The following is a 13,815-nucleotide window of genomic DNA, read 5'->3' as shown; positions in this document are numbered from 1 at the left end:
CGATCGCACGACGACCGCGAGGACCAGCGAGATCCTCTTACCCCGAGGGTTAAGCTCGGCTAATGAGTGGCGATCTGTCCAATGTGGAACGGCTGCGGATGCTGCACGCGGTGTGGCGGCGGGGATCGCTCGCCGCGGCGGCCGAGCTGCTGCACGTGACGCCGTCGGCGATCTCCCAGCAGCTGACCAAACTGGAACGGGAGGCGGGCACCGGGCTGCTCGTGCGGCACGGGCGCGGCGTGCGGCTCACCCCGGCGGGACTGCTGCTGGCGCAGCGCTCGGACCGGGTGCTCGCCGAACTCCGCGCCGCCCGCGCCGATCTGGACTCCCTGACCGGCGAGACGACCGGCGTCGTCGAGATCGGCGCGATTCCCTCGGGCGTGCACACGTTCATCACGCCCGCGCTCACCGGGCTCGCCGTCCGCCACCCCGGCATCGAGGCGCGGCTGCACGAGGTCGAACCCGAGGTGGCCCTACCCGCGCTGGCCGACGGCGTCTTCGACGTCGTGGTCGTCGAAAGCTGGGAGAACCTGCCGCTCACCCGGCCACCCGCCACCCGCTGGACCGAACTGCGCGACGACTCGGCGATGATCGTGCTCCCGGCCGGACATCCGCTGGCCGGGGCGGATTCGGTGCGCGCCGAGGAGCTCGCGGAGGAGATCTGGGTCGCGTGGGCGCGCCCGACCCTGGCGAACGCCTGGATCCGCCAGACCCTGCGCGAACGCGGGATCGAGCCGATCGTGCGGCATACGGTCAGCGGTTTCGGCACGCAGTTCGCCGTCGTCGCCGGGCTGGGCGCGGTCACGCTGGTGCCGAGCATGGCCACCACGATCGCGCCGCCGACCGTCGTGTGCGCCCCGCTCGAACCGGCCCTGCACCGGCAGCTGTACGCCGTGCAGCCGCAGGGGGAAACGCGGCCTGCCGTCGCGGAATGCGTCGAGGCACTGGTGGAGGCCGCGAGATCTTGGGGCTCGTGAGTGGCCTGACAGGGGTTGCGAAAGTGGCTTTCGCAACGTCGGCCGTGGCCGGGTGAAGGCTCCCTTCGCCGCGTCTAATGCGGCGAAGGGAGCCTTCACCCCGGTCACTCACCCGCGCCGACCACGCCACTCACGAGGCGGATCAGGCGCGGCCGCAGAGGGCGTGGTCGATCACCGGCTCGACCGGATGCACCTCCGGCAACGGGGCACCGGGGATGTACGGCGTGAGGGTGTTCAGCGAGACCATCACGCTGCGCTTACCGTCTTCGGTCACGCCGTTCCCCGTCAGATAGCCGGGCAGCGAGCCGCCATGGCCCCAGTAAGCGCCGCAGGAGCTGGTCGTCTTCTGGAGGCCGAGACCGTACTCGCCGAGCCCCGGCGCGGGCACGGTCTTCTTCATTTCGGCCAGCAGGGCGGGTTTGAGCACCTTGCCGCCCAGCAGCGCCCGCAGGAACTTGTTGCCGTCCTCGGTGGTGCTGTTGATCGAACCGTCCGCTCCCCCGCCCATCGACGGGTTCATCAGCGTCACGTCCACCCGCCGTCCGAGCAGCGGCGGGTTCGAACCCTCGACGACGAACCGGTCGTAGCCGCGCGCGTGCGGCGCGGGGATGAACGGCGACGTATGGGGCAGGGTGGTCTCGCGCAGGTCCAGCGGGCGGACGATCCGGTCGATGATCGCCCGCCGCCAGTCCTGGCCGGTCACTTTCTCGGTCACCAGCCCGGCGAGCACGTAGTTGGTGTTGGAGTAGCCCCAGCTCCTCCCCGGCGCGAACTCCGGCGGCTTGCCGACCGCCAGTTTCACCGCCTCCGTCGCGCTGAGCTCGTCGAAACGGTGACGTAGGAAGCCTTTCTCGGTGAAGAGGTCGAGTTCCGCCATGTAGTCGTGCAGACCGCTGGTGTGTTGCAGCAACTGCCGGATGGTGATGGCCTTGCCGTCGTTGCCGTTCCCGCTCACCACCCCCGGCAGCCACCGGTCCACGGTGTCCTCCAGGGAAAGCCGTCCCTCACCGACGAGCTGGAGCATCGTCGCGGACAGGAAGGTCTTGCTGAAACTGGCGATCCGGAAGTGGCCGTTCCACGGCATCGGGGTCCTGGTCCGCAGATCGCCGTGACCGCTGCGCACCTTGAAGCTTCCCCTGTCCGTGCTCACCTCCATGAGCACGCCGGGAGAACCGTTCGCCACGAGCGTGTCGGCGTCGCGCTGCAGTGTCCGGTGCAGGGGTGGCGCCGCGGACGCGACGGCCGGGGAAACGAGCGTTGCCGCGCAGAGTACGGCGATGACCACTGAAGTGCGTTTCATACCGGCAAAACTACGAAGCCGCGGGCATACCGGGCATCGGCTTGGAGGACGATGTCGCCTCCCTCCCTGGTACTAATGGAGCACAGGGATCTCCTCAGGGTTTCAGGTCCATCCGGAGGAACGTGGTGACGCGGAGGAGTTTCGGCGGACGCGTCACGCCGTCGGGGAACTCGTCCGGTCCGACGAGCCGGGGTCTGGTGAGGGCCACTTCCCGTCCATCGATCCGAAGCCGCGCCTCCCGTGCCGCCAAGATGTTGCGCACCCAGTCCGCGTCCGGGCCGTACACCGGGACGAACAGGTAGCCGCCGTCGACGGGATGCGCGTCGAGCGGCGTGTGGTGGGTCTTTCCCGAGGTGCGGCCGACGTGGATCAGCACCGGGTACTTCCCGCCGGCGATCGCGCGGGGGTTGAAGACCCGTTTGTTGACGTGTCCCCACCATCTCGGCATCGGCATCGTGCTCTCCTCTCAATGGCCTTACACCTGTAAGGCTGGCTTACGCCTGTAAGGTTGTCAACGTGCCGCCTCGCCGATCACTGACCAGGGAACGCGTACTGGAAGCCGCGATCGAAGTCGCCGACCGCGGCGGCGTGGAGGCGATGACGATGCGCCGCGTCGCGCGGCATCTCGGCGTCGAGGCCATGTCGCTGTACCACCACGTGCCGAACAAGGACGCGATCCTCGACGGCGTCGTCGACGTCGTGTTCGCCGCGATCGAACTGCCCGGCGCCGAAACCGGCGATTGGCGGGAGGCGATCCGCGTACGGGCTTCGTCCGCACGCGCGGTGCTGTCGCGGCACAGCTGGGCACTCGGTCTCGTGGACTCCCGCCGGAATCCGGGGCCGGCGACCCTGCGCCACCACGACGCCGTCTTGGGCGTGCTTCGGCGGGCGGGATTCACGCTTCCCATGGCGGTGCACGCGGTCTCGCTCATCGACAGCTACATCGGCGGTTTCGTGCTGCAGGAGGCGAATCTCCCGGCGAGCGGGGAGATCGCGGAAGTCGCGGACGACATCCTGGAACATCTGCCGCCGGGCGAATTCCCTTATCTGGCCGAGGTGATCACCGGCCACGCCCAGCGTCCGGACTACGACCACACGAGCGAATTCGACTACGGGCTCGACCTCATCCTGGAAGGTCTCGAAGCCCGCCGGAGATGACTCAGCGCGTCAGGCCCGGCAACACCAGGGCGAGCCGTGCCACCGGCGGCAGCGGCGACGGCTCCGGCACGGCCCGGAAGGCCTGGATCACGAGCGCGGCGAACCGCCGGGACGCCGCGACCTGCGCGGCCGCCGAAGCGGCCTGGATCCCGTTGTTGGCCATGAGCATGAGGATCAGGTCGTCGAGGACAAAGTCGGGCCGCAGTCTTCCGGCGTCCTTGGCCCGGCTTGCCAGCTCGGCGATCGCCTTGAGCGCGTGGTCGCGGGCCGCGGTGAAATCCATCGCCTTGGGGAAGGCCGAGACGAAGGCGGCCGTGAAACCCCGGTCGCGCGAGTGCAGCTCGCAGATCTTCTCGATCACGGAACAGAAGCCACGCCACGGATCCGGGTCGGCCAGCCCGTCGTCCACGACGATCTGACAGGCGCGCATCTGGTCGGCGAAGGCCTCCGTCGCCAGGATCTCCTTGGTCGGGAAATGGCGGTACAGCGTGGCGGGGCCGACTTCGGCGCGGCGCGCGACCTCCCTCAGCGGCACGTTCAGGCCTTCGGTGGCGAACAGCGCGCGAGCCGCTTCGAGAATGCGTTCGCGGTTGTCCAGGGCGTCGGAGCGCGGGATCCGAGGCAAACGATCGGTCACCACTCTCACTTTAGCCGAAACGGACGGGGGCGTCCGTTAACGTCCGCCGCGGCAGTGATCGACGACCAGGAGACGAAAATGCGCGCAGTCGAGATCCGGATGTTCGGCGCCCCCGAGGGCCTCGCCGTGATCGACCTCCCCTCCCCCGTCCCCGCCGAGGGGGAAGTGCTGATCGGCGTGGAAGCGATCGGCGTCGGCGGCGTCGACACCGTGATCCGGAGCGGCGCCCTCGCCGGTTTCGGTTTCCGGGAAGGGCACATCCCCGGCAACGAGGTCGCGGGCACCGTCACCGCGGTCGGCGACGGTGTCGATCCGGCCTGGGCCGGGCGGCGCGTCTGGGCGTTCACCGGCGAGGCAGGCGGCTACGTGGAACAAGTCGCCATCCCGGCCGAGAAGGTCGTGCCCCTGCCCGACAACCTGCCCGCCGCCGACGCGGTGGCGCTCGGCACTTCTGGCATGGTGGCCTGGTTCGCCCTCGCCCACGCCCATTTCGCGGCGGGCGAATCGGTGCTGGTGCGCGGGGCGGCAGGCAGCATCGGGATCATGGCCGTGCAGCTCGCCGCGAGCGGTGGCGCGAGCGCCGTGGCGGTGACGACGTCCTCGTCCGAACGCGGCGACCGCCTGCGCGAACTCGGCGCGACCCACGTCCTCGACCGCTCAGGCGCGGGCGACGGCCCAGCGGGTTACGACGTGATCATCGACGTCGTGTCCGGTGTGGACATGCCGTCCTTCTTCGACAGGCTGAATCCGAACGGCCGCCTGGTCGCCGTCGGCGTGGTCGCGGGAATGCCGCCGTCGGACTTCGGCGCGAAACTGATGGCGTCGTTCCGGAAGTCCTTGTCGTTCGCCGCCTTCAGCGCGGACTCGATCCCCGAGCCGGATCGGCTCGCGGCGAGCGCGGACCAGTTCGCCGCGGCGGCGCGCGGTGAACTGCGTTCCGTGGTGCACGAGCTGCTGCCACTGGAGAAAGCCGTTCTGGCGCACCGGAAGATGGACGACGGCGAGGTGTTCGGCAGGATCGTGCTGACTCCGTAGCCAGGTCCATTGTGGAGCGCCCTTGTCACCCGGTCAGTGCAAGTTTCCCCATCGCGTGCGCTATCGCACTAGGCTGCCCACTCGTGCCCGATCCGATGCCCGAGGGACCCGGCTTCACGGCGGTCGATCTGCGGCCGCTCTCCGAAGGCGAGGGCACCGGCGCGTACTGCGTGAACGACGCGGGGACGATCGTGGGCGAGTCGGGTTCGTGGCCGGTGTGGTGGGACGGCGACGGTGCCCCCACGCCTTTTCCGATCCTCGACGGCTGTTCCGGCGGCCGCGCGATCAGCGTCAACGCCGCGGGACTCGTGGTGGGCTCGCTCTACGTCGGCGAGCACCTCCGGCCGGTGTGCTGGCGGCCCGACGGCCGGGTGTGCGCGCTCGAACTCCCCGACGGCGCGGTCTCCGGCACGGCGTGCCGGGTGAACGCACGCGGATCGGTGCTGGGCAACGTGATGTGGCCAGGCTACCGGTGGCGGGCGCTGCGCTGGGGACCCGGCGGTGAGGCCGTCGAACTCGCCGCCCTTCCCGGCGACGGCGAGACACAAGGCCACGACCTGAACGGATGGGACGAGGTCGTCGGCTCGGCCAAGAACGGCACGGGCAGCCGGACCGCGGTGCGCTGGACGGCCGAGGGGAAGATCAGCAAACTGCCCCCGCCACGCCGCGCGACGGCCTGCGGGATCACCGACTCCGGCGCCATCCTCGGCGACGGGGTCGTGTGGAACCGCGACGGCGGCACCGTCCTGCTGACCGGTGACCCGGAGTTCTCCGCGGGCCAGCTCGTCCGGATCACCGGGCGCGGTGTCGCGATCGGCTGGGGCGTGACCCCGGACCGGCGCGGCACCTGCGCCCGCTGGGATCCCGACGGACGCCCCACCGTGCTCCGGCCCTTGCCGTCGGACGACGCCACCACGTGTTTCGACATCGACGACGCCGGGACGGTCGTCGGCGAATCCGCCGGCCAGGGCACGGTGCGGCCGGTCCGCTGGGACGCGGACGCGACACCGCTCCCGCTCCCGTCGCCTGCCGGGCTCACGGCGATCGTGGCCCAGCACATCAACACGAGCGGGACCGTCATCATCGGCTACGGCTTCGCCGCGGACAGCTCCACCTATCGCGGGATCGCCTGGCTCCGTTCGTGATCACGACGGCTCGATCGCCCGCCGCATCGCCTCATCGAGCGGGGTCCCGAGCCGGAGTGCCGCCAGCCCGGCGGCGAAGATCGCGCCGGTGACCGCGCCGACCATCGCCGCGGCGTCGATCTCGTCGAGTTCGCCTTCGCAGGATCGGCACAGCGCGGCCGAAAGCCGCTGCTGAGCGTCGAACGCCCGCTGCAGCATCGTCGCGCGCAACGACGGCACCGACGTGATCAGCTCCAGGCGGATCCGCTCCGGTTCGCCCGCCGGATCACGGAGCCCGGCTCCGGCCTCGGCCAGCATCCGCAGCATCGCCCGCCGCAGAAGCCCGGCCGGCGTCTCGCCCGCCCCACGCGCCATGAGCACGTCAAGCCCCGCGTCCAGGATGCGTGACCCGTCTTCGGTGAGGACCAGGTCCTCCTTCGTGGCGAAGTGATTGAAGAACGTCGCGGGGGACACCTCGGCGGCCGCGGCGATCTCGGCGGTGGTCGTCCCGTCGTAGCCCTGCCGCTCGAAGAGGCGATACGCGGTTTCGATCAACGTCTTCCGGGTGCGCCGCTTCTTCCGTTCGCGCAAGCCCGCCGGTTCGGTCATGACGCCAGCATACTGGATGAACTCCAAAAGTAGAGTTACTCTAACTTTGGAGTCACTGGGAGGAGAAGAACCATGACCATCGACGCGTTCCTCGACCGGCTGGAGTACCGCGAGCCCGTCCGGCCCGATCTGACCACCTTGCGGAACCTGCACCGCGCGTGGCGGCTGCGAGTCCCCTACGAGAATCTCGACGTGCAGCTCGGCAGGCCGATCCTGCTCACCCCGGAGGCGTTGACCGACAAGTTCGCGCGCCGCGGCCGTGGCGGCCTCTGCTACGAGATGAACGGAGCGCTCGGTCTCTTGCTGAAGGCGGTGGGATTCGCGGTGACCATCGTGGAGGCCGCCGTCCTGCGCTCGACGCGCGGCGAAGGCCAATGGGGCAACCACATCGCCCTGCTGGTCGACGTCGACGGCGAGTCCTGGCTCGCCGACACCGGGATCGGGGACGCGTTCCTCGAGCCGCTCCCCCTGCGGGAAGGCACGCACCGGCAAGGAGAACTGACGTTCCGGATGGAACGTCTCGACAGCGGGACCTGGCGGGCGCACCACCATTCCGGCGGCGCGATCGACTCCTGGGACTTCCGCACCGCACCCCGCGAGATCGCCGAATTCGCCGAGCGCGCGCGGACCAAATCACCGGATTCCGTGTTCGCCAAGGTGCTCGTGGCGCAACATCATCGCGACGGCCGCGAGCTCGCCCTTCGCGCGCGCACGGTCAAACGCGGCGACGGAGACCGCCACACCCTGTCCTCTCTGGACGAATTCGCCGGGACACTGCGGGAATTCCGGGTCCCACTGGACGACGTCGGCGCCGACGAGCTGGCCGCCCTGTGGGCCAAGACCGAGGAACAACACGAAACCTGGCTGGCCCTTCAGGGATTGAACCCGCGCGTCCGGGGTATGCCCTGATCATGGAAGTCGACGCCGTCGTGGTCGGGTCGGGGCCGAACGGCCTGGTCGCGGCCAACCTGCTGGCCGACGCGGGCTGGGAGACGCTGGTCATCGAGGCGACGCCGAAGCCCGGCGGCGCGGTGCGGACCGAAGAACTCACCGCGCCGGGTTTCCGGAACGACGTCTACAGCGCCTTCTACCCGCTCGGAGCGGCCTCACCGGTGCTCGCCGGGCTAGGTCTCGAGGAGCACGGCCTGCGCTGGCGGCACGCCCCGGCGGTGCTGGCGCATGTGCTGCCCGACGACCGGTACGTCCTGCAGTCCCGCGACCTCGAACGCACCGCGCGTTCCGTCGCGGAGTTCGACGAACGGGACGCGGACAACTTACGGGCCGAACACGCGAGCTGGCGGCGTCTGCGCGAGCCGCTGCTGGACGCGATCGTGCGTCCCTTTCCGCCGGTTCGGTCGGGAGCGCGGCTGTTCAAGACGCTCGGCACCGCGGAGGCGCTCCGGCTGGCGAGGATGCTGACGCTGACCGCTCGCGGGCTCGGCAAGGAGAAATTCGACGGTGCGGGCGCCCGGCTGCTGCTCGCGGGCAACGCGATGCACACAGATCTCGGCCCGGACCAGGCCGGGAGCGGTGTCTTCGGCTGGCTGCTGACCATGCTCGGCCAGGACGTCGGGTTCCCGGTCCCGGAGGGAGGGGCCGGACGGCTGACCGATGCGCTGGTGAACCGCCTGACCGCCAAGGGCGGCGAGATCGTCTGCGGCACTCCGGTCATTGAGGTGATGCTCTCGGCCGGCCGGGCGGTGGGTGTCCGTGACGCGGACGGGCGGACGGTTCGTGCCCGCCGGGCCGTGCTCGCCGACGTCCCCGCTCCCGTGCTGTACCGGGATCTCGTCGGTGCCGAGCATCTGCCCGCGCGGCTGGTGTCCGATCTGGACCGGTTCGTCTGGGACGACGCCACGATCAAGGTGGACTGGGCGTTGTCCTCACCCATCCCTTGGAGCGCCGCCGAAGTCGGGCAGGCGGGAACCGTCCACATCGGAGCGGATCTCGACGGGCTCGCCGGCATCGCCAACGATCTCGCCTGCGGGCGGGTGCCCCATGACCCCTTCCTGCTGCTCGGGCAGATGACCACCGCCGACCCGACCCGCTCCCCCGCCGGGACCGAATCGGCCTGGGCCTACACCCATGTGCCGAGGGGCGATTCCTGGCCGGATTCCCGGTTACGGCGCCATGCCGACCGGATGGAGGAGGTCATCGAGAGGCACGCGCCCGGCTTCCGCGACCTGATCGCCGGCCGCGCGATCGCCGGGCCCGCCCAGCTGCAGAAAGGAAACCACAGTCTGGTGGAAGGCTCGATCAACGCCGGGACCGCGGCGATCCAGCAACAGCTCTTCTTCCGGCCCGTCCCCGGTCTCGGCCGGGCCGACACTCCGATCGACCGGCTCTTTCTGGCGTCCGCGTCGGCGCATCCCGGCGGGGCGGTGCACGGCGCCCCCGGGTCGAACGCCGCCAGGGCCGCCCTCGCCAGGGACGGCTGGGCCGGTTCCGTCTACCGGGCGACGGTGCGTGCCGCGCATCGCGCCGTCTACCGATGAGGACGCCGCGGATGAAGATCGTCGTCACCGGCGCGAGCGGGAACATCGGGACCGCCTTGCTCCGGGCTCTGAACGGCCACGACGTGATCGGGGTGGCACGCCACCGGCCCGATACGACCGCCGCGGCCTATTCGTCGGCCCGCTGGGTCCAGCAGGACGTCGGCGCGAACGACGCTTGGGAGACACTGACCGAGGTCTTCGACGGCGCGGACGCTGTCGTGCACCTCGCCTGGGCGATCCACCCGCGCGCGGACGATCCGGCGATGCGCCGCACCAACGTCGCGGGCAGCGCGAACGTCCTGCGCGCGGCCGCCGACGCCGGCGTGGAGCACATCGTGTGCGCGTCCTCGGTCGCCGCCTACACCCCGGCCGCCCGCTGGCGCGAGGTCGACGAGGACTGGCCCTGCGGCGGGCTCGCCGAAAGTGCTTACAGCGCGGGAAAAGCGGCTTTCGAGACGCAGCTGGACGACTTCTGCCGTCGTTACCCCGACATCGGAGTGGCACGGATCCGTCCGTGCGGCGTCGTGCAGCCGGACGCGGCGGCCGAGTTCTCCGGATGGCTGCTCAGCCCGCTGGCGCCGCCGTTGCCGCTCGGCGGCGACTGGCTCCCGGTGCCCTTGTGGCCGGGACTGCGGATGCAGGTGGTGCACTCCGACGATGTGGCGCAAGCGATCCGGGCGATCCTCGACCGCCGCGCGACCGGGGCGTTCAACCTCGCCGGTGAGCCGGTACTGAAAAGCCGCGACCTGGCCAAGCTGGCAGGCGGGCTCAGGATTCCGGTACCGCTGAAGCTGCTGACCACGCTGGCTTGGCCGAGCTGGCGGCTGGGGCTGCAACCTCTGCACCCGTCCTGGTTGCGCCTGGCCGATCGAGCGTCCCTTGTGGACACTCGACGCGCGCGAGAGGAACTCGGCTGGCGGCCGCGCCACGACCCGGCGGCGACGATCACCGACCTCCTCGCCGCCATCCGCGCCGGCCGCCACGGCGACAGCCGCCCCCTCGACCCGCCGCGGGACCGGATCCGGTTCGGGCGGCCGAGCCATCAGGACCAGTCCGCCGGCTAAGCGGCTGCGCGCCCCTTCGCGAGATCCGCGAGACGCCGTAAGGATTCCCGGTTCCGCGGCACCAGGAAGAGCGCCTGCGCCGCTTCCGGCAACACCCGACCCGGCCCGCGGGTCGCCTGCTCGGACATCAGGATCTCCGTGGTCCCCGGCTCGGTTTCCCGCAGTTCCAACCGGATCCGGGCGGTACCGAACGGCCAGGCCCGCGCCTCGAGTTCGAGCAGCCGCGGCGGGTCGGCGACGTGCACCTTGGTGACGTCGTCGAGCAGGACAGGCCAAGACCCGACGCAGTGATGGATGCGCGTTCCCCGCGCGGGCCAGCCCTTGTCCACGTCACGGATATGGGAGGCGCCCACCACCCAGGCCGCGTAGGTCCACCCGTCGGCGAGCACCTCGAACACGCGCTCGGGAGAAGTGTCTACCGTCATCTTCACGTCGACCATGAACCATCCCGCCCTGATACCGGTCCGCCCTGTCTCACCCCGGGCGAATACCCTGCGGCGGCAAGGGCAAACCCGTACGCGTTCAGCCCACCCGGTCCAGCACCGCTTGCGTGTACCCGGCGGTGTCGGCCGTCCCGCCGAGATCGACGGTGCGGACGCCGTCGGCCAGCGCGCCGAAAGCGGCGGCCAGCAGATCCTCTCCGGCTTCGGGATGTCCGAGGTGGTCGAGCATCATGGCCGCGGACCACAAGGCCCCCAACGGATTCGCCTTGCCCTGCCCCGCGATGTCGGGAGCGGAGCCGTGCACCGGCTCGAACATCGACGGAAACTCCCGCTCCGGGTTGAGATTCGCCGCCGGAGCGACCCCGATGCTCCCGGCCATCGCGGCCGCCAGGTCGCTCAGGATGTCCCCGAAGAGGTTGGAACCGACGATCACGTCGAACCGTTCCGGCGCCAGGACCAGCTTCGCGGCGAGCGCGTCGATGTGCTCCTTTCCGGTGCGCACGTCCGGATGCCGCCCCGCCACCTCCTCCACCACTTCGTCCCAGAACGGCATCGTGTGGACGATCCCGTTGCTCTTCGTCGCCGAAGTCACGTGGTTGCGGCGGGTCTTGGCCAGTTCGCAGGCGTACTCGACGACGCGCGTGACCCCCTTGCGGGTGAACACCGCCTCCTGCACGGCCAGTTCGTCTTCGGTGCCCCGGCCGAGCCGCCCGCCGATCTCGGAATACTCACCTTCGACGTTCTCGCGGACCACGACGAGGTCGACGTCCCCGGCGCCGCGCAACGGGCTCGGCACCCCGTCGAGCACCTTGACCGGCCGCAGGTTGACGTACTGCCGGAAACCGCGCCGGATGGGGATCAGCAGCCCCCACAGCGACACGTGGTCCGGCACTCCCGGCCAGCCGACCGCGCCCAGCAGGATGGCGTCGTGCCGCCGGATCCGGTCGAGCCCGTCGGACGGCATCATCGCGCCCTCGGCGAGGTAGCGCTCGCAGGACCAGTCGAAGGAGTCGTAACGGAATTCGATCCCGTGCCGTTTGCCGACGGCGGCGAGCACCGCCTGGGCGGGCGGCAGCACTTCGGCGCCGATGCCGTCGCCGGGGATGAGCGCGATGCGGTAACTGGTCATGGGTCCAGTTGACGGTGAAGCGGGCGCGCGCGTCCAAGACCCAGTTGCTGCCGCGTTGAGAGGCTGCGCCTATCAGCCCCTGGTCGGACCGCACGCTCCGGTCAGACCGGGGGACGAGCACCGAACTGGGCCCTTGGTCCGATTCGCCGATCGCCTTGGCGGGCCAGCATTTCCGGCATGATCGAGCTCAGGGAATTGACCAAGCGCTACGGCCCGGCGGTCGCCGTCGACAACCTGTCGTTCCGGGTCGAACCCGGCCACGTGACCGGTTTCCTCGGCCCCAACGGGGCGGGCAAGTCCACCACCATGCGGGCCATTCTCGGCCTGGACGCTCCGACCTCCGGCGAGGCGTTGATCAACGGCAGGCGGTACGCCGCCATCGAGCGCCCTCTGCATCACGTCGGCGCGTTACTCGACGCAGCCGCCGTCCATGGCGGGCGCCGCGCCTTCGATCACCTGCACTGTCTGGCCCGCAGCAACGGAATCGGCAAGGCGAGGGTGAGGACGGTGCTGGACCGCGTCGGTCTCGCCTCCGTCGCGGGCAAACGGATCGGCGGTTTCTCGCTCGGCATGAGACAACGGCTCGGGATCGCCGCGGCCCTGCTCGGTGATCCCGGGATCCTCCTGTTCGACGAACCGGGCAACGGTCTCGATCCGGAAGGGATCCGGTGGATCCGCGACCTCATGCGCTCGCTGGCGGGCGAAGGCAGGACCGTCCTCGTCTCCAGCCACCTCATGAGCGAAATGGAACTCACCGCGGACCACATCGTCGTCATCGGCCGGGGCAGGCTGATCGCGGAAGCCTCGGTCCCCGAACTCGCCGAACGATTCCGGCGCGACGTGCTGGTGCGCACACCGGACGACGCCGAGCTGGCCAGGCTGCTGCGCACAGCGGGTGCGACCGTCACCCGCCAGACCGATGGAAGCCTTGCCGCACAAGGACTCGACGCGGCGGCGATCGGCGACATCGCCTTGCGACACCACATCGCCGTGCACGAGCTGACGCCGCGCAGCGACTCCCTCGAAGACGCCTACCTCAAGCTCACCGACGACAGCACCGAATACCGTGCGGGAAGGACGACCTCGTGATCGACATCATCGCCTCGGAGACCATCAAAGCGAGATCGATCCGCTCGACCTGCGCCCTGCTCGGCTTTTCGGTCGCGGCCGTTCTCGTCGGCGGCCTGATGGCCCTGATCTCCGCGGGCGCGTGGGACGCGGCCACCCCGGACGAGCGAGCGCATTTCGGCGGCCTCGGTGACGGAACCTCCGTCCTCACCGTCGTGCAACTGTGCTTGATGACGTTCGGCATCCTCACCGCGACGGCCGAGTACTTTACCGGGATGATCCGCACCAGCCTGGTCGCGGTCCCCGTCCGGCGGAAACTCCTACTGGGCAAGGTCATGGTCGTCGCCGCGACCAGCCTGATCACAGGCGAAGCGGTCGCCGTTGCGACCTTCTTCGTGAGCAGGCTGGTGATCGGCGACCGGCCGATCGGGCCCTTGACCTCCGTGGCCACCGGGCTTCCGGTGATACTGGCCGAAGGCCTGCTCATGATGGTCGTCGCCCTGATCGCGCTCGGTCTCGCCACGGTGATCAAGTCCACGGCGGGAACCTTGGTCGCCATGGCCGTCCTGCTCTTCGCGTTGCCCATGGCGCCGCAGATGCTGCTTCCCGCGCCATGGAACGACCGGATCACCGCGGTCCTGCCCTCGGAGCTGGCCGTCCAACTCAGCGGCACGGAAGCCCAGCTGTCTCCGCTCGGCGCACTCGTCGCGATGGCCGTGTGGGTGACGGCCGCGACCTACGCAGGATTGGCCGCCATCGGCAGACGAGACGCCTGA

Annotated in this window: 15 protein-coding genes; 9 read left to right on the top strand and 6 right to left on the bottom strand. The window is 70.1% G+C overall.

Translation table 11 applies throughout. The annotated features are described in order from the left end of the window. Nucleotides 1-62: 62 nt before the first annotated feature. Complete coding sequence (locus AJAP_RS12795; RefSeq protein WP_038510994.1) at nt 63-977, top strand: LysR family transcriptional regulator; 915 nt, start codon at nt 63-65, stop codon at nt 975-977. Between the two features lie 142 nt (nt 978-1,119). On the opposite strand, the gene AJAP_RS12790 is transcribed toward AJAP_RS12795, so the two are convergent. Both AJAP_RS12790 and AJAP_RS12785 read right to left on the bottom strand, forming a co-directional pair. Further along, on the bottom strand, nt 1,120-2,277 hold the full coding sequence (locus AJAP_RS12790) for a serine hydrolase domain-containing protein (protein WP_228694923.1): 1,158 nt from the start codon (nt 2,275-2,277) through the stop codon (nt 1,120-1,122). Nucleotides 2,278-2,371: 94 nt separating this feature from the next. Continuing rightward, entirely contained in the window at nt 2,372-2,731 is a 360-nt protein-coding gene (locus AJAP_RS12785; protein ID WP_038510988.1) for a nitroreductase/quinone reductase family protein, read from the bottom strand. A 62-nt stretch (nt 2,732-2,793) separates the two neighbouring features. Between AJAP_RS12785 and AJAP_RS12780 the strand changes: the two genes are divergently transcribed. Next, nucleotides 2,794-3,435 (top strand): TetR/AcrR family transcriptional regulator, encoded by a 642-nt coding sequence (locus AJAP_RS12780; RefSeq protein ID WP_038510985.1) that lies wholly within the window; start codon nt 2,794-2,796, stop codon nt 3,433-3,435. A gap of 1 nt (nt 3,436) precedes the next feature. Here the strand turns inward: AJAP_RS12780 and AJAP_RS12775 are convergent, their stop codons facing one another. Continuing rightward, nucleotides 3,437-4,072 carry a TetR/AcrR family transcriptional regulator gene (locus AJAP_RS12775; RefSeq protein ID WP_038510983.1) on the bottom strand — a complete coding sequence of 212 codons (636 nt, stop codon included), beginning with the start codon at nt 4,070-4,072 and terminating at the stop codon, nt 3,437-3,439. Nucleotides 4,073-4,150: 78 nt separating this feature from the next. On the opposite strand from AJAP_RS12775, the gene AJAP_RS12770 reads away from it, so the two are divergent. Further along, the gene (locus AJAP_RS12770) at nt 4,151-5,107 is read left to right on the top strand and encodes a zinc-binding dehydrogenase (RefSeq protein ID WP_038522938.1); all 957 of its coding nucleotides are present in this window, start codon (nt 4,151-4,153) and stop codon (nt 5,105-5,107) included. 83 nt (nt 5,108-5,190) lie between these two features. Beyond that, nucleotides 5,191-6,252 carry a hypothetical protein gene (locus AJAP_RS12765; protein ID WP_084098124.1) on the top strand — a complete coding sequence of 354 codons (1,062 nt, stop codon included), beginning with the start codon at nt 5,191-5,193 and terminating at the stop codon, nt 6,250-6,252. Here the strand turns inward: AJAP_RS12765 and AJAP_RS12760 are convergent, their stop codons facing one another. Continuing rightward, nucleotides 6,253-6,840 carry a TetR/AcrR family transcriptional regulator gene (locus AJAP_RS12760; protein ID WP_038510978.1) on the bottom strand — a complete coding sequence of 196 codons (588 nt, stop codon included), beginning with the start codon at nt 6,838-6,840 and terminating at the stop codon, nt 6,253-6,255. Nucleotides 6,841-6,912: 72 nt separating this feature from the next. Between AJAP_RS12760 and AJAP_RS12755 the strand changes: the two genes are divergently transcribed. From AJAP_RS12755 to AJAP_RS12745, 3 genes are read left to right on the top strand one after another with little or no spacing between them, the layout of a single operon-like run. Beyond that, complete coding sequence (locus AJAP_RS12755; protein WP_038510975.1) at nt 6,913-7,749, top strand: arylamine N-acetyltransferase family protein; 837 nt, start codon at nt 6,913-6,915, stop codon at nt 7,747-7,749. A gap of 2 nt (nt 7,750-7,751) precedes the next feature. Continuing rightward, entirely contained in the window at nt 7,752-9,335 is a 1,584-nt protein-coding gene (locus AJAP_RS12750; protein WP_038510973.1) for a phytoene desaturase family protein, read from the top strand. Between the two features lie 11 nt (nt 9,336-9,346). Continuing rightward, a complete protein-coding gene (locus AJAP_RS12745) occupies nt 9,347-10,399 on the top strand; it encodes an NAD-dependent epimerase/dehydratase family protein (RefSeq protein ID WP_038510971.1) in 1,053 nt (350 codons plus the stop codon). Here the strand turns inward: AJAP_RS12745 and AJAP_RS12740 are convergent. Then, the gene (locus AJAP_RS12740; RefSeq protein ID WP_038510968.1) at nt 10,396-10,839 is read right to left on the bottom strand and encodes an SRPBCC family protein; all 444 of its coding nucleotides are present in this window, start codon (nt 10,837-10,839) and stop codon (nt 10,396-10,398) included. The two genes, AJAP_RS12745 and AJAP_RS12740, sit on opposite strands and share 4 nt — an antisense overlap. Nucleotides 10,840-10,921: 82 nt before the next feature. Then, complete coding sequence (locus AJAP_RS12735; RefSeq protein WP_038510967.1) at nt 10,922-11,971, bottom strand: tartrate dehydrogenase; 1,050 nt, start codon at nt 11,969-11,971, stop codon at nt 10,922-10,924. Between the two features lie 177 nt (nt 11,972-12,148). Here AJAP_RS12735 and AJAP_RS12730 point away from each other — a divergent pair, with 177 nt between their 5' ends. After that, nucleotides 12,149-13,060, top strand: a complete 912-nt coding sequence (locus AJAP_RS12730; RefSeq protein WP_038510963.1) for an ABC transporter ATP-binding protein — start codon at nt 12,149-12,151, stop codon at nt 13,058-13,060. Further along, complete coding sequence (locus AJAP_RS12725) at nt 13,057-13,815, top strand: ABC transporter permease (RefSeq protein WP_038510961.1); 759 nt, start codon at nt 13,057-13,059, stop codon at nt 13,813-13,815. Before AJAP_RS12730 ends, AJAP_RS12725 begins: the two co-directional genes overlap by 4 nt.

The sequence above is a fragment of the Amycolatopsis japonica genome (assembly GCF_000732925.1).
GTDB lineage: Bacteria > Actinomycetota > Actinomycetes > Mycobacteriales > Pseudonocardiaceae > Amycolatopsis > Amycolatopsis japonica.
This window is presented reverse-complemented; position numbering and strand designations above follow the sequence as displayed.

Excerpts from the sequence above, each read along its gene's own strand:
- AJAP_RS12730 (WP_038510963.1), top strand. The coding sequence starts at position 12,149 with ATGATCGAGCTCAGGGAATTGACCAAGCGCTACGGCCCGGCGGTCGCC.
- AJAP_RS12740 (WP_038510968.1), bottom strand. The coding sequence starts at position 10,839 with ATGGTCGACGTGAAGATGACGGTAGACACTTCTCCCGAGCGCGTGTTC.
- AJAP_RS12735 (WP_038510967.1), bottom strand. The coding sequence starts at position 11,971 with ATGACCAGTTACCGCATCGCGCTCATCCCCGGCGACGGCATCGGCGCC.
- AJAP_RS12760 (WP_038510978.1), bottom strand. The coding sequence starts at position 6,840 with ATGACCGAACCGGCGGGCTTGCGCGAACGGAAGAAGCGGCGCACCCGG.
- AJAP_RS12770 (WP_038522938.1), top strand. The coding sequence starts at position 4,151 with ATGCGCGCAGTCGAGATCCGGATGTTCGGCGCCCCCGAGGGCCTCGCC.
- AJAP_RS12750 (WP_038510973.1), top strand. The coding sequence starts at position 7,752 with ATGGAAGTCGACGCCGTCGTGGTCGGGTCGGGGCCGAACGGCCTGGTC.
- AJAP_RS12755 (WP_038510975.1), top strand. The coding sequence starts at position 6,913 with ATGACCATCGACGCGTTCCTCGACCGGCTGGAGTACCGCGAGCCCGTC.
- AJAP_RS12745 (WP_038510971.1), top strand. The coding sequence starts at position 9,347 with ATGAAGATCGTCGTCACCGGCGCGAGCGGGAACATCGGGACCGCCTTG.
- AJAP_RS12790 (WP_228694923.1), bottom strand. The coding sequence starts at position 2,277 with ATGAAACGCACTTCAGTGGTCATCGCCGTACTCTGCGCGGCAACGCTC.
- AJAP_RS12795 (WP_038510994.1), top strand. The coding sequence starts at position 63 with ATGAGTGGCGATCTGTCCAATGTGGAACGGCTGCGGATGCTGCACGCG.
- AJAP_RS12785 (WP_038510988.1), bottom strand. The coding sequence starts at position 2,731 with ATGCCGATGCCGAGATGGTGGGGACACGTCAACAAACGGGTCTTCAAC.